The sequence below is a fragment of the Maribacter sp. IgM3_T14_3 genome (genome assembly GCF_049603095.1).
Lineage (GTDB): Bacteria > Bacteroidota > Bacteroidia > Flavobacteriales > Flavobacteriaceae > Maribacter.
Map to the genome: position 1 here is coordinate 4,209,932 of NZ_CP187138.1, position 21,563 is coordinate 4,231,494.

The 21,563-nt window shown below is 36.0% G+C and carries 17 protein-coding genes; 13 read left to right on the plus strand and 4 right to left on the minus strand.

Features of this window, described 5'->3' with window-relative positions:
• Positions 1–55 precede the first annotated feature (55 nt).
• Positions 56–2,449 carry a penicillin acylase family protein gene (locus ACPF9A_RS18490; protein ID WP_423999255.1) on the plus strand — a complete coding sequence of 798 codons (2,394 nt, stop codon included), beginning with the start codon at positions 56–58 and terminating at the stop codon, positions 2,447–2,449.
• Positions 2,450–2,451: 2 nt separating this feature from the next.
• Entirely contained in the window at positions 2,452–3,987 is a 1,536-nt protein-coding gene (locus ACPF9A_RS18495; protein WP_423999257.1) for a YifB family Mg chelatase-like AAA ATPase, read from the plus strand.
• Positions 3,988–4,014: 27 nt separating this feature from the next.
• On the opposite strand, the gene ACPF9A_RS18500 is transcribed toward ACPF9A_RS18495, so the two are convergent.
• Positions 4,015–4,578, minus strand: coding sequence for a hypothetical protein (locus tag ACPF9A_RS18500; protein ID WP_423999259.1), 564 nt, complete (start codon positions 4,576–4,578; stop codon positions 4,015–4,017).
• A 10-nt stretch (positions 4,579–4,588) separates the two neighbouring features.
• Positions 4,589–5,035 carry a hypothetical protein gene (locus ACPF9A_RS18505; RefSeq protein ID WP_133687347.1) on the minus strand — a complete coding sequence of 149 codons (447 nt, stop codon included), beginning with the start codon at positions 5,033–5,035 and terminating at the stop codon, positions 4,589–4,591.
• 214 nt (positions 5,036–5,249) lie between these two features.
• On the opposite strand from ACPF9A_RS18505, the gene ACPF9A_RS18510 reads away from it, so the two are divergent.
• The 11 genes from ACPF9A_RS18510 to ACPF9A_RS18560 all read left to right on the plus strand — a co-directional run bounded on the left by ACPF9A_RS18510 (position 5,250) and on the right by ACPF9A_RS18560 (position 18,443).
• A complete protein-coding gene (locus ACPF9A_RS18510) occupies positions 5,250–6,443 on the plus strand; it encodes an Nramp family divalent metal transporter (protein WP_423999261.1) in 1,194 nt (397 codons plus the stop codon).
• Positions 6,444–7,187, plus strand: a complete 744-nt coding sequence (gene pxpA / locus ACPF9A_RS18515; protein WP_423999263.1) for a 5-oxoprolinase subunit PxpA — start codon at positions 6,444–6,446, stop codon at positions 7,185–7,187.
• Positions 7,184–7,921 (plus strand): 5-oxoprolinase subunit PxpB, encoded by a 738-nt coding sequence (pxpB, locus tag ACPF9A_RS18520; protein WP_423999265.1) that lies wholly within the window; start codon positions 7,184–7,186, stop codon positions 7,919–7,921. The genes pxpA and pxpB overlap by 4 nt, the downstream gene beginning before the upstream one ends.
• Positions 7,914–8,753 carry a biotin-dependent carboxyltransferase family protein gene (locus tag ACPF9A_RS18525; protein WP_423999267.1) on the plus strand — a complete coding sequence of 280 codons (840 nt, stop codon included), beginning with the start codon at positions 7,914–7,916 and terminating at the stop codon, positions 8,751–8,753. The genes pxpB and ACPF9A_RS18525 overlap by 8 nt, the downstream gene beginning before the upstream one ends.
• Before the next feature lie 392 nt (positions 8,754–9,145).
• A complete protein-coding gene (gene ilvD, locus ACPF9A_RS18530) occupies positions 9,146–10,822 on the plus strand; it encodes a dihydroxy-acid dehydratase (protein ID WP_423999269.1) in 1,677 nt (558 codons plus the stop codon).
• A gap of 93 nt (positions 10,823–10,915) precedes the next feature.
• The gene (gene ilvB / locus ACPF9A_RS18535) at positions 10,916–12,649 is read left to right on the plus strand and encodes a biosynthetic-type acetolactate synthase large subunit (RefSeq protein ID WP_423999271.1); all 1,734 of its coding nucleotides are present in this window, start codon (positions 10,916–10,918) and stop codon (positions 12,647–12,649) included.
• Between the two features lie 21 nt (positions 12,650–12,670).
• On the plus strand, positions 12,671–13,249 hold the full coding sequence (locus ACPF9A_RS18540) for an O-methyltransferase (RefSeq protein WP_423999273.1): 579 nt from the start codon (positions 12,671–12,673) through the stop codon (positions 13,247–13,249).
• Positions 13,250–13,313: 64 nt separating this feature from the next.
• Positions 13,314–13,832 carry an acetolactate synthase small subunit gene (gene ilvN, locus ACPF9A_RS18545; RefSeq protein ID WP_423999275.1) on the plus strand — a complete coding sequence of 173 codons (519 nt, stop codon included), beginning with the start codon at positions 13,314–13,316 and terminating at the stop codon, positions 13,830–13,832.
• Between the two features lie 39 nt (positions 13,833–13,871).
• The gene (gene ilvC / locus ACPF9A_RS18550) at positions 13,872–15,347 is read left to right on the plus strand and encodes a ketol-acid reductoisomerase (RefSeq protein ID WP_423999277.1); all 1,476 of its coding nucleotides are present in this window, start codon (positions 13,872–13,874) and stop codon (positions 15,345–15,347) included.
• A 153-nt stretch (positions 15,348–15,500) separates the two neighbouring features.
• Positions 15,501–16,766, plus strand: coding sequence for a threonine ammonia-lyase IlvA (ilvA, locus tag ACPF9A_RS18555; protein WP_423999279.1), 1,266 nt, complete (start codon positions 15,501–15,503; stop codon positions 16,764–16,766).
• A 90-nt stretch (positions 16,767–16,856) separates the two neighbouring features.
• Positions 16,857–18,443, plus strand: coding sequence for an NADP-dependent glyceraldehyde-3-phosphate dehydrogenase (locus ACPF9A_RS18560; RefSeq protein ID WP_423999281.1), 1,587 nt, complete (start codon positions 16,857–16,859; stop codon positions 18,441–18,443).
• A 34-nt stretch (positions 18,444–18,477) separates the two neighbouring features.
• On the opposite strand, the gene ACPF9A_RS18565 is transcribed toward ACPF9A_RS18560, so the two are convergent.
• Both ACPF9A_RS18565 and ACPF9A_RS18570 read right to left on the minus strand, forming a co-directional pair.
• The gene (locus ACPF9A_RS18565; RefSeq protein WP_423999283.1) at positions 18,478–19,119 is read right to left on the minus strand and encodes a tetratricopeptide repeat protein; all 642 of its coding nucleotides are present in this window, start codon (positions 19,117–19,119) and stop codon (positions 18,478–18,480) included.
• Positions 19,120–19,229: 110 nt separating this feature from the next.
• Entirely contained in the window at positions 19,230–21,383 is a 2,154-nt protein-coding gene (locus ACPF9A_RS18570; RefSeq protein ID WP_423999285.1) for a TonB-dependent receptor, read from the minus strand.
• Positions 21,384–21,563 lie beyond the last annotated feature (180 nt).

Sequence of the window (21,563 nt, forward strand, 5' to 3'; positions counted from 1 at the left end):
GGTGTTTAATGTAAAAAATAGTTTTAACTTGGGACCGATTCCCCCAAACTGAACTATGAAAGCATTAAAAAAGATAGGAGCAATCCTGTTGGTTATTGTTACCCTTCTGATTATTTTTATTGGAGTATTTGCATACACTTTAAAACCAGATTATTCTGGTGATAAAGAACTAGTAGACCTTCAAAAAGAGGTCACCGTCTACTACGATGAATACGGTATTCCCCACATTTACGGTGAAAATGAAAAAGATGCCTTTAGAACTTTAGGCTATGTGCATGCGCAAGATCGTTTGTGGCAAATGGAACTTTTGCGAAGAATTGCCAGTGGTGGTTTATCAGAAGTTTTTGGTGCTGATTTAATTGGTACAGATAAATTCTTTTTATCACTTGGTATTGCAGATGCATCTAAAGTTTCTGCCAATAATGTGGATGAGAGTGATGCCGGAGTAATACTGTCAAAAGCATATTTAGACGGTATTAATCAATTTATAAACGAAGGACCAACACCTGTTGAGTTTTATCTTACTGGTATTGAAAAGAAAGAATTTGTTTTAGAAGATGTCTATAATACTATCGGCTATATGGCTTTTAGTTTTGCTATGGCGCACAAGACTGATCCTCTCTTAACTACCATAAACACCAAACTAGGCACTGAATACTTGAATGATTTACATGTTGGCTCAAGTGCAGAAACGGAGTGGATAAAGAATTATAATCCGTCGCAGTCAGACTCTATTCAGAATAACCTGACAGCAGCGGTCAATAAAGCATTAGGTGCATTAGATATACCGTTATTTGAAGGCAGTAATAGCTGGGTAATTGCACCAGAAAAAACAAAGAACGGCAAGGTTATTCTAGCTAACGACCCTCATATTGGCTTTGCTCAGCCATCTGTTTGGTATGAAGCTCATATAGAAACACCGACATATTCAAAGTATGGGTATCATATTGCAGGTATACCGTTTCCGCTTTTAGGGCATAATAGAAAAGTAGCTTATGGTATAACCATGTTCGAAAATGATGATGTTGATTTCTATTATGAGCAAAACAATCCTGAAAACGAGAATCAATACTTATCTGAAAATGGGTATGTAGATTATGAGATTATTACAAAGAGTTTCAAAGTAAAAGATGCGTCTGAAGTTGAATTTTCATTTAAAAAATCGAACCACGGACCAATTTTAAACGGAATTGCAGATCAGGTGCAAGGTGAAAGACCAATTGCCATGACATGGTTATATACTCAAATAGATAATAAAGTTATAGACGCTTTATTCGGTTTAAGCCATTCTAATAATCTTACGGAATTTAAGACCGCTCTACCAAAAATTCATGCACCTGGTTTAAATATAATGTATGGTGATAACCAGGGTAATGTTGCATGGTTTGCCACAGCCCAGCTTTATAAAATTCCCGATTCGATAAATACAAAATTGATTTTTGAAGTAGGTGAGGGACTTCCGGTAGAAAAAGAATTTATTAGTTTTAATGAGAATCCGCAGGCAATAAATCCACCGAATAATTATGTATACTCAGCCAACAATCAACCAGATTCTATTGCAGGTATGTTATACCCAGGTTACTATCTGCCTGAAAATAGAGGAAAGCGAATTGTACAGTTGTTAGAACCCAAGAATGATTGGGATTTAAATGCTGCAAGTGAAATGATTACAGATGTTATTTCAGCCGTAGATCCCGAAATAGTTACCAATTTATCTAAATATCTAGATGTTTCATTATTAAGTGAAAACGGATTAAAAGCTATCGACAGTTTAAAAATGTGGACAGGTGATTATGAGTTATCATCGATAGAGGCTACTATTTATAACAGATGGGTGTATTACTTTCTAGAGAATATGTTTGAAGATGAATTGGATAAAGAGCTTTTTAATCAGTTTTTAGAGACCCATTTTACCAAAAGATTAATAGCACCATTATCTAAGGACGAGGAGTCTGTCTGGTTAGATAATATAAACACTTCCGATGTTCAAGAAACCATGGCAGATATCGTAAATACATCTTTCATGGAAGCAGTAGAGTCATTAGAAAAAGACTTTGGTGATAATATGGAATATTGGCGATGGGAGAGAGTGCATAGTATTGAGCATCCTCATCCTATTGGTCAAATAGCATCCTTACGTTCTTTCTTTAATGTAGGTCCTTTTCCGGTGAATGGTACGAGGGAAGTTATTAATAATATGGCGTTTTCCTATGATGCTACTGGTTTTTATAAAACCACCTCGGGTCCTTCTACTAGAAGACTTATAGATTTCTCTGATGTGGAGAATAGTATTAGCATTCTGCCTACTGGGCAGTCTGGTAATCCGTTTAGTAAGCACTATAGAGATCAAGCAGAAATGTATATCAACGGGGAGTTTCGTAAAATGATGATGAATGAGGTTGAGATTAAAATGAGTAAAGAAATCCTTACATTTAAGCCAAAGGATTAAAAATGCTTACAAAAGTTTATGGGAGTGCAGTATTTGGCGTGGAGGCCACAACAATAATTGTTGAGGTAAATATTGATAAGGGAATCGGTTATCATTTAGTTGGGCTACCCGATAATGCTATTAAAGAAAGTAATTATAGAATAGCAGCTGCATTACAGAACAACGGTTATAAAATTCCCGGTAAAAAAATCACTATAAATATGGCGCCTGCAGATCTTCGAAAAGAAGGCTCTGCTTATGACCTTACCTTGGCTATCGGAATTTTAGCTGCGTCTAGTCAAATTAAATCTGAAGATATTGAGAGGTATATCATTATGGGCGAACTATCTTTAGATGGTAGTTTACAACCTATAACTGGCGCACTACCAATTGCTATAAAAGCGCAACAAGAAGGATTTACCGGATTCATTTTGCCAACGGCAAATGCGAAAGAAGCTGCTATTGTTGGAGATTTGAAAGTTTACGGCATTGATAATATCAAACAAGTTTTAGATTTCTTTGATCAAGGCACACCGCTTGAGCAGACTATAATTGATACAAGAGAAGAATTTTATAAGAATTTAGATTTCCCAGAATTTGATTTTTCTGATGTTAAAGGACAAGAAAGTATTAAACGCTGTATGGAGATTGCTGCCGCTGGCGGACATAATATAATCTTAATTGGACCACCAGGAGCAGGTAAGACTATGTTAGCAAAACGTTTACCTTCTATTTTACCACCAATGACTTTGCATGAGGCTTTGGAAACTACTAAAATACATAGTGTAGTTGGTAAAATTAAGAACATGGGGTTAATGAGTCAACGACCCTTTAGAAGTCCCCACCACACAATTTCAGATGTAGCACTTGTCGGCGGAGGTTCATACCCACAACCGGGAGAAATTTCCCTTTCTCACAACGGCGTGTTATTCTTAGATGAGTTGCCAGAATTTAAACGCGGTGTGTTAGAAGTTATGCGCCAACCGTTAGAAGATAGAGAGGTGACGATTTCTCGAGCTCGTTTTACGGTTACTTACCCAAGTAGTTTTATGTTGGTGGCTAGTATGAACCCTAGTCCGGGTGGGTATTTCAATGACCCAGATGCTCCCGTAACTTCATCACCTGCAGAAATGCAACGGTATTTAAGTAAAATATCTGGTCCGCTTTTAGATCGTATTGATATTCATATTGAGGTTACTCCGGTTCCGTTCGAAAAATTATCCGAAGAAAGAAAAGGAGAGGGGAGTGTGGAAATAAGAAAGCGGGTTACTGCAGCAAGAGAATTGCAAACTGCTAGATTTGAAGCAATGGCAAATGTGCACTATAATGCTCAAATGAATACGAAACAGATTCGCCAATATTGTAAGTTGGACGATAAGTCTAAAGCATTATTAAAAAATGCAATGGAGCGTTTAAATCTATCGGCTCGTGCGTATGATAGAATTCTAAAGGTGGCAAGAACTATTGCTGATTTAGCCGATGAGACGGAATTGAACGGTGATCATATTTCAGAGGCCATTCAATACCGTTCACTCGACAGAGAGGGTTGGTTGGGGTAAAATCTACTATTGTAATGAGATATTCATTTAAGAATATAACTCCTCATTATTAATATCGTCTTCGTTATTTTTTGGCGCCGTAAAAATATCTTTAAGTATGTAACTAGTTACAATGGTAAGACCAAGTGTAAGTGTCGGTATTGCATAATCCCATGTTAATAGCTTCATGAGACCACCACAGATTAAGGTAATTACACCGATTACCATTACAAAATTCCAAATAATTTCGGTGGTACTATTTTTAACACCATCTTCTTTAGACATAAAGTAAGATGTGCCTTCCATCGCAAACCATGCAATGAAAGTAAATGCGGTACCGATTTGAAAAAATAGGGTATGGGTAAAATCTAAAATGGTTAATAGTCCGTTGGTCGTCCAAAAAAGTACCAATGCCATTTTAATTAAATCGACGGTCTTTTTTTCTTCCTTTTTCAAAAAGCGCAATCCGTAAAGAATAAGAATTGCTGCAAAGGAGATGAAAATTATTCCTTTAGAAAACGGCCAGTCAAGTATTCGCATAACCATACCTATTAAAAGGCTGGCTATTGCTGCTCTAATCGGATTTCTAAATGCTTTTTTAGAATTTTCCATATCTGGTTTTTTAATTAATAACTTTAATGTTGGCTTTTAGACCTTGCATTATTCCGATGATATTGTTTACGGTTTCATTTAGGTAATACCGTACTACGATATGCGGAATTCTAATGGTTGTAAAGCCATTTTTAAAGGAGTGCATCGCTTCTTCTAAATTGTTGATAGCCTCATGTTCGGTCAGCTTATCATATTCAGAGTCAATTTCAATATTAAGTTTTACACGAGAAATGGCGATATCAATAGATTTTTTACCATCCCACCATTCTAACATGGGGTTTACACCAGCTTCTTTCAGCGCATAGTAAAGCTGAATAGCTTCTAAAGGTGTATTGTGTTTATTGATCAATAACTTAATACGTTCATGGTGCTTCATGCAAAGCTCTACGCCAGCACTCTCCATTGCATTTTTGTGATCTAAATAACCGAGTTCTTTATTACATTCTAAGCAAATCATTAATAGGTTAAGTTTAAGGTTTGGGGATAGCTATAACCCAGTTATTTTTGGATTAGTATGTAATCTCGATGAACGACATTCAAGTTTTAGACGAACTGCATTTTTTTAGATAAACGGCATTTTGAAATGTTAAAATTGTGGTGAAATTGATTCTGGGTATGGTGAGAAAATTCATATTATCCAATTATATTTACCAGAATGATAATTTTACAAGATGTTTAAGAAATTAGGTCCGGGTGTACTGGTAGCTGCTGCGTTTATTGGTCCAGGGACTGTAACGGCATGTATCTTGGCAGGAGTTAATTTTGGCTTTAGTTTACTGTGGGCCATGTTGTTATCTATTATAGCGACCTATGTTCTTCAAGAAATGTCTGCCCGTTTAGGTATTGTAACACAGAAGGGTTTAGCCGATGTTATCAAACAAGAGCTGCATAACCCCTGGATTCGTAATAGTGTCATAGCGCTTATCTTTTCTGCCATTATAATAGGTAATGCCTCTTATGAAGCAGGTAATATAGGTGGTGCCACCTTGGGTATGGAAGCTTTATTTGGTATGACCTATAGTAATCTGTATCCTTTTATTTTGGGTGGTTTGGCTTTCATATTATTATACTTGGGTAGTTATAAGTCTTTGGAGAAGGTGTTTATAGTGCTTGTACTAATTATGAGTTTATCGTTTGTAATGACGGCTATTTTGACCAAACCAGATATATGGGAACTTATTAAGGGATTGTTCATACCTACAATTCCTGAAAAAGGCATTCTTACTATAATCGCTTTAGTTGGTACCACCGTTGTACCATATAATCTTTTTCTACATGCTGCATTGGTAAGTGAGAAATGGAAATCTAAAGACGATTTAAAATTAGCTAAACGAGATACACTAGTTTCAATTATTTTAGGCGGACTCGTTTCTGTCAGTATAATTATATCTGCTGCTGCCATCAATTCTGAGGAGGTTAATAATGTTATGGATATGGCAAAGGCTTTAGAACCTTTATATGGTACTGCGGCTTTGTATTTTTTAGGAATAGGGATGTTTGCTGCTGGGATCACCTCTGCGATAACGGCACCTTTAGCTGCTGCCTATGTGGCAAATAGTTGTTTTGGGTGGAATGCAGGCTTTAAAGATGCCAAGTTTAGAATGATATGGATAATGATTCTAATCTTAGGGGTATTCTTTTTATCCTTCGGAATTAAACCTATTGAGATAATAAAATTTGCACAGATTACTAATGGCTTGTTGCTACCTATAATAGCGGTTTTTTTACTATGGGTTGTAAATAGAGCGGGAGTTATGGGAGAATATAAGAATAACATGATGCAGAATATATTCGGAGGATTAATTATTCTGCTTTCAGTTTTATTGGGTGCTAAAAGTATACTAACAGTATTAGGTGTTTTGTAAATGGCGAAAAGAACTATAGATATTAATTGTGATGTAGGGGAAGGTGTAAGGAATGAAGAAGCGTTATTTCCGCTTATTAGTTCTTGTAATATTGCTTGTGGTGGTCACGCGGGTTCTAGAGAGAGTATACTATTCTGTTTAGAGTTAGCAAAGAAGTATAGTGTAAAGGTAGGTGCGCATCCATCATATCCTGATAGGGAAAATTTTGGTCGTGTTTCTATGAATATATCCAGCTCAGCATTAATCCAAAGTATAAATGAACAATTGCAATTATTTACTTCTTTATGTGATCAGATGCATGTAGTGTTGCATCATATTAAACCGCACGGGGCACTTTATAATGATATCGCTAAAGACGAACATCTAGCGAAAACGTTTTTAACTGGTATAGAAGAATTTAAAAAAGGGGTAGTGCTTTATGTTCCCTATGGTAGTGTTATTCAAAAATTAGCATTAGAAAACGGATTTAAAGTCTTGGTTGAAGCGTTTGCTGATAGAAATTACAATACTGATTTAAGTTTAGTGTCTAGAAAAGAAAGTAATGCCTTAATTACTGAAGGTAAAGAGGTTTTAGCTCATATTTTAAGAATGTATAACGAAAAGGAGGTTAAAACGGTGAGTGGAGATAAACTTCCTATTATTGCAAATACCTATTGTATTCATGGCGATACACCATCGGCATTGCAAATTTTGGCGTATATTACAAAGCATCTTTCTGAACATAATCTACAAGTAAAATCGTGAATTCCCCTAAAATACATATCAAACCATTTGGAGTACATTCCGTCTTAATTGAATGGCCAAATGAGGTAAGTGAACTCATCTTAGAAAAAATATTACATTTCGAACGCTTTTTAAGTAGAGAGGTGTTTACGAATAAGGAGTGGGAGTTAGTGCCCGCCTATAATTCTCTTTTGTTAATTAATAGGACGAAACAGATCGATTTTAAGAAAATTTCAAATGATATCAATAAGTGGTATTCGCAATTGCAAGAGTCACCGAAGCCTGATCGATACTTATGGCGTTTGCCCGTTTCTTATGATGCGGAGTATGCGTTAGACCTAGATGAAGTTGCGAGTATTTTACATAAAACAAAAGAAGAAATTATTGCCTTGCATACAGCAGTAACATATACGGTATATGGTATTGGCTTTCTACCTGGCTTTATGTATTTAGGCGGAATACATAAAGATTTAGAATTACCAAGAAAAGCAACACCTAGACCTAAAGTGGTAAAGGGTGCTGTGGGTATTGCAGGTAAGCAGGCAGGTATTTATCCACAAGAATCGCCCGGTGGGTGGAATATTATCGGCAACTGCTCAGTGCCTATTTTTGATGCTACGAAAGAGAATCCATGTTTTGTAAGTGTTGGCGATAAAATTGAATTTTATCAAATATCAAAAGCAGAGCATAACCTGCATAAAATTGAGGCAGAAGTCGGAATTTATAAACCTGAAAAAATTAAAATAGATGCTTAAAGTTCTAAAAGCAGGTTTTTATACCACAGTACAAGATTCGGGCAGATTTCATTATAGAAACAAAGGAGTACCCGTTTCTGGGGTAATGGACGAAATGTCTGTATTTAAAATAAACTCATTGTTAGAAAACAAAGAGTCTGCTGCCGTGTTAGAAATTACCATGACAGGTCCAACGCTTATTTTTGAAGAAGAAACATATATGGCGCTTGGTGGTGCAAAAATGTCTGCAACTCTTAATAATTTACCTATTCAAAATTATAAGGTTTATGAGATAAATGTGGGCGATATTTTATCTTTTGGTAGATTAGAAAAGGGCTTTCGGGCTTATCTAGGGGTAAAAGACGGTTTTACTACAAAAGAGGTCTTAGGTAGTAAATCATTTTATAAGCCAATCACAAAGGCAAATAGACTTGCAGATAATGATATGGTTCCTTTTGAAGTGCAAAAGCTTTTTAAACCAAAAATTTCAGAAATAAAGGTTTCCTCATTTTTAGATGATTCAGTTTTAGAAGTAGGTAAGGGTCCGGAGTTCGATTTGTTAAATGATAAGCAACTAGAAGGTATTTTTTCTAAAACGTTTACCGTAGCACACGAAAATAATAGAATGGCGTATCAGCTTACCGAGACGATAGAAACGCATTCAATTTCAATGCTGACATCTGCTACGATACCAGGTACCGTACAATTGACACCTGCAGGTAAATTAATGGTGCTCATGAAAGATGGGCAAACTACTGGTGGTTACCCTAGGGTAATTCAATTGACCGATAAATCAATCTGTATTTTGGCTCAAAAAAAAGGAGGAGATTCTATAAGTTTCAAATTGTTGTAGTTTGATGCTTTTTTGAGCGATTTTGTGAATGTATTTTTTGTGATCTATATTTTCACTACTATTGTATCATGAAATTACCGAATTTATTTATTGATGTAGTCATGGTCATTCCTAATCAGGGATGATATAGCTTTTCATTATGTAGAAAAACCTGTATCAGATATATTTGATGCAGGTTTTTTTATGTTTTACGCATAATTAAAGACTGTTTTTGAAGTATTGAATATGGGATAAAACATTGTTTTAAGTGTCTTTAAATCAGTTATTTATGTAGTTTTTCTATAAAGTGAATTTGTATTGTCAATTATTGTTAAAATTAGAAATTTTTATAAACTTTTATCTTTGGTTAAGTAGTACACAATAAATCAAGATAAGCATACGAGAATTATATTATGGAATTGAATAAACATAGTAAGAATGTAACCCAAGATCCAACACAGCCAGCAGCACAGGCAATGCTATATGCTATTGGTTTAACTGAAGAAGATTTAAAGAAACCATTAATAGGTATTGGTAGTACAGGTTATGAGGGAAATCCTTGTAATATGCACTTAAATGATTTAGCCCAAGAGGTAAAAGTTGGTGTAAATAGCAGTGGCTTAATTGGTCTTGTCTTTAATACTATCGGTGTTAGCGATGGTATATCAATGGGTACATATGGTATGCGTTATTCATTACCTTCTCGAGATATTATCGCAGATTCTATGGAAACTGTGGTGCAGGCAATGAATTATGATGGTTTGGTTACTGTTGTTGGTTGCGATAAGAATATGCCGGGTGCACTTATGGCAATGATTCGTTTAAATAGACCTTCTGTCTTAGTTTATGGTGGTACCATAGCTTCAGGTTGTTTTAAAGATAAAACCTTAGATATTGTTTCTGCTTTCGAAGCATGGGGTGAAAAGGTTGCAGGGACTATGAATGAGGAGGATTACAAAGGTGTAATTCAAAACGCTTGCCCTGGTGCAGGTGCTTGTGGTGGTATGTATACAGCTAATACAATGGCATCGGCTATTGAAGCTTTGGGTATGGCAATGCCTTATAACTCTTCTAACCCAGCTATAGGAAAAGATAAGCAGTACGATGCTATAAACTCTGGTAAGGCTTTACGAAACCTTTTAGAGAAAGATATTAAGCCAAGCGATATTATTACGCGTAAATCAATGGAGAATGCTATTCGTTTGCTTACACTTTTAGGGGGTTCAACGAATGCCGTACTACATTTCTTGGCAATTGCTAAAGCTGCAGATGTAGAATTCACCTTAGATGATTTTCAGAAAATCAGTGATACCACGCCATTCTTGGCAGATTTAAAGCCAAGCGGTAAATTTTTAATGGAAGATGTTCACCGTGTTGGTGGTGTGCCTGCCGTTATGAAGTTTATGCTTGAAAACGGAATGTTACATGGCGATTGTCTTACCGTTACTGGTAAAACAATAGCTGAAAATTTAGCTGAGCTTCCAGGTTTATTAGAACATCAGCAAGTTATTAAGCCATTGAGCAATCCTATTAAGGCAACAGGTCACTTACGTATTCTTTATGGCAACCTAGCCACTGAAGGTGCTGTGGCTAAAATTACTGGTAAAGAAGGATTGTATTTCTCTGGTCCGGCTAAAGTCTATAATGACGAGTTTCTTGCTAATGCCGGTATCGGTAGAGGTGAGGTGAAAAAAGGTGATGTTGTGGTTATTCGTTATGAAGGTCCAAAAGGAGGTCCGGGTATGCCAGAAATGTTGAAACCTACTGCTGCCATAATGGGTGCAGGTCTTGGTAAAGATGTGGCATTGATTACAGATGGTCGTTTCTCAGGTGGTACACATGGTTTCGTAGTTGGTCACGTTTCTCCTGAAGCACAAGAAGGTGGCGCTATAGCACTTCTTGAAAACGGAGACATCATTACCATAGATGCCGAAAAAAATGAAATATCGGTCAACCTAACGGATGAGCAATTATCTGAAAGAAAAAAGAATTGGAAGCAGCCAGAATTAAAGGTGAAAAGAGGTAGTTTGTATAAATATGCTCGTACAGTTTCTTCTGCCTCTAAAGGTTGTGTAACCGATGAGTTTTAAATAACAGCGCTAGATCTTATTTAGATTCTATGCGAAATATAATATCAGGTATTTGTAACTCTTGAATGCAAGACTTGAATTTGATCATTAATTATGGAAACAGTAAAAGAGAAGAAAAAAGGTACAGATTCCAAGAAAGCTATAAAGATTTCTGGAGCAGAGGCAATAATTCATTGTTTGTTGGCCGAAGGGGTCGAAACAATGTATGGCTACCCAGGTGGTGCTATTATGCCTGTCTATGACGAGCTATATAAATTTCAAGATAAACTAACGCACATACTAACCAGACATGAACAGGGTGCTACACATGCTGCTCAAGGTTATGCTCGTGTTTCTGGTAGAGTCGGGGTTGCTATAGCAACTTCTGGACCTGGAGCGACCAATTTAGTCACTGGTCTTGCCGATGCACAAATAGATTCAACACCTATGGTTTGTATTACTGGGCAAGTTACAAGACATTTATTGGGTACCGATGCTTTTCAAGAAACCGATATTATTGGTATTTCTACCCCGGTAACGAAATGGAACTACCAAATAACCGAAGCTTCTGAAATTCCAGAAGTAATGGCAAAGGCTTTTTATATAGCCAAGTCTGGTAGACCAGGTCCGGTTTTAATTGATATAACGAAGAATGCTCAAATAGACAAGTTCGATTTCTCTTATAAGAAATGTACTGGTGTTCGCAGTTATAAGCCGGTTCCAAAACCAGAAATGAGTGCCATACAAGCAGCTGCCGATTTAATCAACAGTGCTAAAAAACCATTTATCGTTTGGGGTCAAGGTGTAATTCTAGGTCAGGCAGAGAAAGAATTAAAAGAATTGGTTGAAAAAGCAAATATACCAGCAGCTTGGACAATTATGGGGGCTTCTGCCTTAGATACAGCTCACCCTTTAAATGTGGGTATGGTAGGTATGCACGGTAATTACGGACCTAACCTAATGACGAACGAATGCGACGTGTTGCTTGCCATAGGTATGCGTTTTGACGATCGTGTAACAGGCAGGTTAGAAGATTATGCGAAACAGGCCAAAGTAATACACTTCGAAATTGACCCTGCTGAGATTAATAAAAATGTGCATGCAGATGTCGCTGTTTTGGGTAATTCAAAAGATACCTTAGGTTTGATTTTGCCATTGGTAAATGAAAATAAGCACGAAGCTTGGCATAACACATTCAAAGAGAAATATAAAATTGAGTACGATACGATTATAAAAAATGATATTCACCCAACTAAAGATGGGTTGACTATGGGTGAGGTGATCGAAGAAATCAATTTGGCTTCAAATAATAAGGCGGTTATTGTGTCTGATGTTGGTCAACATCAAATGATTGCTTGTAGGTATGCCAAATTCTCTCAATCTAAAAGTAATATAACTTCTGGTGGATTAGGGACAATGGGCTTTGCCCTTCCAGCAGCTATTGGTGCCAAAATGGGTGCCATGGATAGGGAAGTGGTTGCAATTATTGGCGATGGTGGTTTTCAAATGACCATTCAAGAATTAGGAGTAATTTTTCAGCATAAGGTTCCTGTTAAAATCGTTGTGTTGAACAATGAGCACTTAGGTATGGTTCGCCAATGGCAAGAATTATTCTTTGAAAAAAGATATGCATCGACGGTTATGGTGAATCCTGATTTTGTGAAAATTGCAGAAGGTTATAGTATTGAGGCAAAAAGAATTTCTGAGCGTAAAGATTTAAAATCTACTATTCAAGAAATGATGGAGTCTAAAGAACCCTATTTCTTAGAAGTTAAGGTAGAACAAGAAGATAACGTTTTTCCAATGATACCTTCTGGAGCTTCGGTTTCTGAAGTTAGATTGAAGTAAATAAGGAAAAAGAACCATCTCATGAACGATACTAACATACAAGACATTCCAAAAATTCATACGGAAATTACTCGTAAATCTCAAGAGATCGGGTTCACGATGCCGTCAGACTTGTACGTTGGTAGCTTTCTCAAAACCTTAATAGCATCTAAGCCAAAAGGTAGATTTTTAGAAATTGGTACCGGTATAGGTTTAAGCCTTTCTTGGATGATAGAAGGTATGGATGCTGATTCTAAATTAATATCCGTAGATAATGATGCAGCCTTAATTGCTATTGCTACTAGTTATTTTGGTAGTGATAATAGGGTTGAGGTTATTTGTAAAGATGGTGCCAATTGGATAAATGAATATGCAGGTGCAAAATTCGATTTGATTTTTGCCGATGCTTGGCCTGGTAAGTATAGCGAAATCGATGAGGTTTTAAATTTACTTCATGTTGGCGGATTTTACATCATCGACGATATGACAAAACAACCAAATTGGCCTTATGGTCATGAGGATAATGTGATGAAATTGACAGCGTATTTAGAACAACGAGATGATTTACAACTGACTAAAATGAATTGGTCAACAGGCTTAATTATGGCCGTAAAGAAATAATAGAGATTAATTATAATGACACCATAAAATCCTTTTGAATAAAAGGAATAGGTAATTGAAGCTTATGGAAAATAAATGGTTTACAATATCGGTATATTCAGAAAATAATGTTGGATTACTGAATAGAATATCAGGTATATTTTTAAAGAGACATATTAATATTGAGAGTCTAAATGTCTCTAAATCAGAGATTGATGATGTTTCTAAATTTACGATTGTAGCACATACGACCGAAAAGTGGGTGCATAATATTGTGGGTCAGATCGAGAAGCAAATAGAAGTCATAAAAGCATTTTATCATACTGATGATGAAACCATTTATCAAGAATCTGCTTTGTTCAAAATAGCATCAGGCCTTTTATTCGATGAACGTCAAATTCAGAATATTATAAAAGATAACAATGCACAGATCGTCACAGTATCTAGAGACTTTTTTGTAATCGCCAAAAGCGGTAGAAGAAATGAAATCGATGAAATGCACGATCAATTAAAGCCGTACGGCATCATGCAGTTTGTACGCTCTGGCCGTATTTCGGTTACAAAAGATGAAATGAAAATTTCAGCGATACTAAAAGAATTTTAATAAAGAATCATAACAATAATCAAATAAAGTAAATACAAAATGGCCAATTATTTTAATACGCTATCATTAAGGGATAAATTAACGCAACTTGGAAAATGTCGTTTCATGGATTCGTCTGAGTTTGCAGATGGCGTAAATGCTTTAAAAGGCAAAAAAATTGTTATCGTAGGTTGTGGGGCACAAGGGTTGAACCAAGGGTTGAACATGAGAGATTCTGGTTTAGATATTTCTTACACACTACGTGAGGCTGCCATAAAAGAGAAAAGACAATCTTTTATCAATGCTTCAGAAAACGGATTTACAGTGGGTACTTATCAAGAATTGATCCCTACTGCCGATGTCGTTATTAACCTTACTCCAGACAAGCAACATACTGCTGTGGTAGGTTCGGTAATGCCTCTAATGAAAAAAGATGCTACACTTTCGTACTCTCACGGTTTTAATATCGTTGAAGAAGGTATGAAAATACGTGAAGATATCACGGTAATTATGGTTGCGCCAAAATGTCCGGGATCAGAAGTACGTGAAGAATATAAAAGAGGTTTCGGTGTACCAACTTTAATAGCGGTTCACCCAGATAATGACCATCAGGGTAAAGGCTTAGAGCAAGCAAAAGCATATGCAGTGGGTACTGGTGGTGATAGAGCTGGTGTATTAATGTCTTCTTTTGTTGCCGAAGTAAAATCAGATTTAATGGGCGAGCAAACTATTCTTTGTGGTTTGTTACAAACAGGTTCTATTCTTTGTTTTGATAAAATGATAGAGAAAGGAATTGACGCTGGTTATGCTTCTAAACTTATCCAATACGGATGGGAAACTATTACTGAAGGAATGAAGTACGGTGGTATTACACATATGATGGACCGTCTTACTAATCCTGCAAAAGTAAAAGCTTTTGAATTATCCGAAGAACTAAAAGAAATTATGCGTCCGTTGTTTCAAAAGCATATGGATGATATTATGACTGGTCACTTCTCAAAAACCATGATGGAAGATTGGGCTAATGATGATAAGAATTTATTGACTTGGAGAGCTGCAACAGGTGAAACTGCTTTCGAGAAAACACCTGCTGGTAATCAAGAAATTACAGAGCAAGAATTCTATGATAATGGTGTATTAATGGTTGCTATGGTAAGAGCTGGTGTTGAATTGGCTTTTGAGGCAATGACAGAATCTGGTATCATAGCAGAATCAGCATACTACGAGTCTTTACACGAAACGCCTTTAATTGCAAACACAATTGCTCGTAAGAAATTGTTTGAAATGAACCGTGTTATTTCTGATACAGCTGAATATGGTTGTTACCTTTTTGATCACGCATGTAAGCCTTTATTAACTGACTTTATGAAAGGTATAGATACTGATGTTATAGGTAAAAACTTCTCAGAAGGTATTGATAACGATGTAGATAATGCTCAGTTAATTGCTATAAATAAGGCATTACGTACGCATCCGGTAGAAATCGTTGGTACTCGTTTACGTGAGTCAATGACGGCAATGAAGCCTATCGTATAGAGTTATAATCTTTTATAGATACTGATTGTCCGGTTGAGCGCATTCTAAAAATTACGATTCCAATGTGTATCGTTATTACATAGACTGTCCTTAGGCGGACAATTTGGGTTTCATACAAGTTTATAAAATTTTAAATATTAGAATGCAAATCATATGAAAGGGACGAAGCCGGCTTATTTTCCAAAATTAGATGATGTCTTACAGGCTGCACAGACCATTTCTGAAATTTCAGAGGTAACTCCGTTAACCGAAAGTATTAGGCTTTCTAAACAATATAACTGTCAAGTTCGTTTAAAGCGTGAAGATCTGCAACGAGTTCGATCGTATAAAATTAGAGGTGCTTTTAATAAAATAAGCTCTTTAACCGAAGAAGAACGAGCGAAGGGTGTCATTTGTGCCAGTGCAGGTAATCATGCGCAGGGTGTGGCTTTTGCTTGCTTTCATTTAAAAATTAAAGGAACTATTTATATGCCTTCGGTTACACCAAAGCAAAAAGTTGAACAGACGAAATTATTCGGTGGCGAATGGGTAGAAGTTGTATTAGAGGGTGATACTTTTGATGACGCTTCTTTAGCTGCCAGAATTTATGGGGATAAAACTGGGATGATATTTGTACACCCGTTCGATGACCCTAAAATTATAGAAGGGCAAGCGACTGTTGGTCTTGAGTTGATTTCGCAATCAAAAACACCTATCGATTATCTTTTTGTATGTATTGGTGGTGGCGGTCTAGCATCGGGACTCATTAGTGTTTTTAGTGAGCTTTCGCCTAGTACGAAAATTATTGGTGTTGAACCTAAAGGTGCTCCATCAATGAAAACATCGATTGAGGCAGGTGAAGTAGTTGCTCTGGATCATATAGACAAGTTTATTGATGGTGCTGCGGTTAAAAAAGTGGGTAACTTAACTTATGCTATCTGTAATTATTATTTGGATAATATGATTACGGTCGACGAAGGCAAGGCATGCCAAACTATTCTGGACCTCTATAATAGAGATGCTATAGTTGTTGAGCCTGCAGGTGCTTTGTCGATTGCAGCTTTAGACGATTATAAGAAAGAAATTGTAGGAAAAAATATTGTGTGTATTATTGGTGGTAGTAATAATGACATTACTAGAACTGCCGAAATTAAAGAGCGTGCGCTACTTTATGGGAAACTCAAACATTACTTTATTATTCGTTTTCCTCAGCGACCAGGTGCCTTAAAAGAGTTTGTGGTTGATATTTTAGGACCCAACGATGATATTACCCATTTCGAGTATTCGAAGAAATCGAGTAGAGAGAATGCGCCAGCAGTTGTGGGCATAGAATTAAAGAACCCAGAGGATTTGAAACCTTTGATAGAACGCATGAAATCTAACAATTTCTACGGAGATTATATAAATGATAAGCCAGACTTGTTTGAGTATTTGGTTTAAACTACTTTTAATATTTAAGATACGATTTCTAATTATTTTAGAAATAGATTCATTTACATTTATCAATCATAGTGCAAATAAAAATAAGAAATGAGCGATATTAAAATTCCTGAAGAATTTAAAATAACATCAACTATAGACCAAAAACATTATTTGGTCAACGGAGAATTAAAGGAGTGGAAAGGTGATACTACAGAAGTGTATTCTACGATTTCATCCACCAAAGAATATAAGCCAACACTGTTGGGTAGCATTCCAGATTTACAAGAAGCAGAGGCTTTAGATGCTTTAAACGGTGCATTAAAGGCATATGATAAAGGTAAGGGTGTTTGGCCTACCATGCACGTGAAAGAACGTATTGAGTGTATGGAGGTTTTCGTTAAAAAAATGAAAACCAAAAGAGAAGAAGTGGTCAAGTTGCTCATGTGGGAAATTGGTAAGTCTTTACCAGATTCTCAAAAAGAATTTGATCGTACGGTTGAGTATATTGAAGATACTATTGAAGATTACAAGCAATTAGATCGTAATGCTGCAAAATTCACGAAGAACGACGGGGTATATGCTCATATTAAAAGAGGGCCTTTAGGTGTTGTTTTATGTTTAGGACCTTACAATTACCCATTGAACGAAACTTTTGCATTGTTGATTCCTGCAATTATAATGGGGAACACAACCATATTTAAACCTGCAAAACATGGTGTTTTATTAATTACTCCGCTTTTAGAGGCTTTTCAAACAAGTTTTCCAAAAGGTGTGGTTAATGTAATTTTCGGTAGAGGCAGAACTGTTGCTGCACCAATTATGCAAACAGGTAAAGTAGACGTACTTGCTTTAATTGGTAACAGTAAATCTGCAAATGCCTTACAAGATCAACATCCAAAAAGTAACAGATTGCGTTTGGTATTAGGTTTAGAAGCTAAAAACCCTGCAATTATTTTACCAGATGCTGATTTAGATTTGACGATAAACGAATGTTTGGCTGGTACGCTTTCTTTTAACGGACAACGTTGTACGGCACTAAAAGTAGTTTACGTTCATGAAGAAATTAGGTCTAAATTCAATGAAAGCTTTGCTAAGAAAGTAGATGAATTAAAATTTGGGAATCCGTGGGAAGATGGGGTGAAATTAACTCCATTACCTGAACCTGGCAAGCCTGACTATATTCAAGAATTAATTGATGATGCCCTTTCAAAAGGAGCAAAAATTTTAAATAAAAAGGGAGGAAAGCGTTACGATAACTATATATGGCCTGCAGTTCTATATCCGGTAACGAAAGATATGCGCGTATATCAAGAAGAACAATTTGGACCTATTATTCCCATTGTACAATTCTCTGATATTGAAGAGCCTTTAGATGATATGGCTGAAAGTAACTATGGCCAACAAGTAAGCTTGTTCGGTAAAGATGTTTATGCACTTTCTCCGTTAATAGATACGTTGGTGAACTTAGTATGTCGTGTGAATTTAAATAGTTCTTGCCAGAGAGGACCAGATGTATACCCATTTACCGGAAGAAAAGATTCTGCACAGGCAACTTTAAGTGTTCATGATGCATTACGTTCGTTCTCTATTAGAACTTTTGTAGCATTTAAAGACAATGAGTTGAATACTGAAATTATTCAGAATTTATTAGAAGCTAAGCTTTCTAATTTTGTGAGTACAGATTATATATTATAAAAGTCTTTAACTAAGACTATCATAAAAACCTCTCCTATTCATTAGGGGAGGTTTCTTTTTTACAATTGGCACTTATCTCTTTCGCTCTTTCTAAACCGGAGTAAGGGTAATATGGTACTGTTTGTTCTTCTGCATTAAATAATACAATAGCACGGTCTACATCTTCGCAATAGGGAGTGATAGATTTACCGAAGAATTTGGCTGTTCCCATGTCCCATTCTGTTTTTCCTAAAAGTACTCTTGGGTTATTTGGCGCTAAAGCTTGTGCTTTTTGATAGATGGCTATATTCTCACCAGACAATGTCATTCCGTACTTTGCGCCGTCAAAAGCAATGTATGCTGTATTTAAAAGGGCATAAGAAATCATTATTTCTGGGTTGTCTTTTGATATTGCCGATGCATTATCTAAAAAATCTTTTGCTCTGGTTAGTTTGGTAGTTAATAGTGCTTCATCTTTTAACCCAAAACTACTAACTATTTCAATTAGACCTGCATAATAAGGCGGTAACCAATTATCAGTTTCTGCATCTGCTATTCGTTCAAATAATTGAACAGCTTCTGTATTCTTTTGATTTTTCCATAATTCGAAGGCAGTGTTCATTCCTTTTTCATAAGGTGTTTGTGCTGTTAGGCTAAGCGTGAAAATAAAAGTGGCTGCTAAAATTAATGATTTCATGATGTATAGTTTTTTAATGTTAATTATTGTTGTTCAAATATCTTTCTATTCAATTGTTTTTGGTAAAATAGATGACCCAGTTGTTGGTTCTTGGTAGTGAATTGTCATTCTTAAAGATTATCAAGTTGATTGTCATCTTTGTTGTCGCTTATCGTCCAAAAGAAGCCGATGAAAAAGAAGCGGTCTGCAGCTGGTGTAATTGTTCGTCTATTAAATAAACCATCGGTATTTGTTTGATTGGCATATTGGTATCCGTTTACGTTTTGGGTGCCCATTACATTACTTACAGATGCATATAGTATCTTCTGCGGACTTATTAAATAAGCCAAATTCAAATTCAGTGAATTAAAGCTTTTGGCTTGCTCGGTTAAGAATCCTCCTTTATTTGGGTCGGTATAACTGCGACCCGAGGCATAATTATAACTCAAACCAACTTGAGTTTTCCAATCTTCGATCCAACGCTTTACAACTAAAGATGCATTGTGTTTTGATGCAAAATTAGGAGTAGCATTTGTTGGGTAGTTTTGGTAATCCCTTTCTGTATCTAAGTAGGAGTACGACATCCAATACTCCGTATTTTTTACTGATTTATTATCTCTCCAGAATATATCCAATCCCTTAGCATATCCACTACCATTACTGGTATAGGTAGAAGTTGGCAGCGCGAACGGAGTATCATACTTTACTAAGTCTCCGTAATTTTTGTAATATGCTTCAGCTCTAAAAATCTGTTTGTTTTTTACATATTGATAATTGGCAATATAATGAGCTGTGTTTTCGGCAGTAAAATCAGAATTGTATTTCAAGTAATCGTTCTTCGGATTTTGAAAAAACTCCCCGTATGCCAATGAGAATTGAGAGTTTGAGCCAGCTTTGTAGGCTAATGATAGTCTTGGTGAAATATTAAACTCTTGTAGTAATTCAGAGTATTCTCCTCTAAGCCCAATTTTAGTCGCTAGTTTTTTAGAGAAGAAAATATCAGTCTCAACAAAACTGCTGAAAAGATTATTATTAAACTTATAGTCGTTTTCAAAGCTAGAATCTTGATAATTTTCTGTAAAGTTCGTGATGAAATATTCTGCACCGAAGTTTAATTTGTAGCGACTAGAAAAGAACTTTTTAAACGCGATTTTTAGATGTGCTGAGTTTTCAACATCTGTAATTTCAGAATCATTATATTTTATTTCAGAGCGGTCATTGGCAAAACTAACACCTGTAGCTATGCTCCAATCTTTTTCTAAGAAATCTTGATAAGATGAATTGATATAAAGATTTTTATTCTTTAAACCGAAGCGAATACCATCAGCCACATTGATATCTTCTTGTGTTAAATCGAAATTTACGGCACTGTAAGCACCATAAACTTTTAGCAAACCATCGTTATTGAATTTATATCTATACACAGCTTCTCCACCTACAGATTCTATAGGTTTATGCCATTCATTATTATCAGGATACAGTTTTTGATATGGTGCTAGATTAATGTAAGATGTATTTAAACTAAGCGAGCTTTTTTTCCATTTTTGAGTATTACCTAACCCAAGCCCAACGGTCATTATAGAAATTTCCGTTTTTTCTTCTTGTGGTTCGCTTATACTATTTAAAAGTAGAACACTCGATAATGCTTGCCCATATTCGGCTGAGTAGCCACCTGTAGAGAATGTAATGCCTTTAAATAAAAATGGAGATAGTCTGCCTCGAGTGGGTATATTATTGGCAGAAGGAGAGTATGGCGTAAATACGCGCATACCATCAACAAAAATCTGCGTTTCTTCGGCATCGCCACCTCTAACGAATAAGCGACCATCTTCTGCAACATTAGATGTGCCTGGTAAGGTTTGCAATGCGCCTACAAAATCACCAAGTGCTCCTGCAGTGGTCACAATATCTAGGGGTTTCAATGAAGTTACCTTGGCGTTATCGCCAGCATTGAATGTTCCAGCATTTACAGTTACGGCATCTAGGGTATTCACATCATCTTTTAGCTTGATATTAATGTTTAAAAAATCAGTTATATCAGCTGCTTTCGAATACGTTTCGAAAGAAATGGAAGAGGTTACTAGCGTTTGCATACCAATTGCATCTGTTTCAAAAGAGAATACTCCTTTTTCATCTGTTGCGGTGCCGTCGTAAGTTCCTTTCAGATAAACATTTGCACCCATAATGGGCAGCCCTTGTAGGTCTGTTATTTTTCCAGAAATAGTTGATTGCGAGAATAAATTGAAAGAGAAAAGTGTAAGTGATAAGATTAAGAGCGTTTTCATAATTGATTATATTTTTGATTGATAAAACAAATATGAACCGTAAATGAAGGTTTGAATAAAATGATTTTCCCAGTTGTAGATTTTTTAAACTGAATTGTAATTAGTAACTAAAATTATATAGTGGATTAGGGTAATTATTAACATAAATATGGTAATAGATGATCGATTTGAGCCGCATAT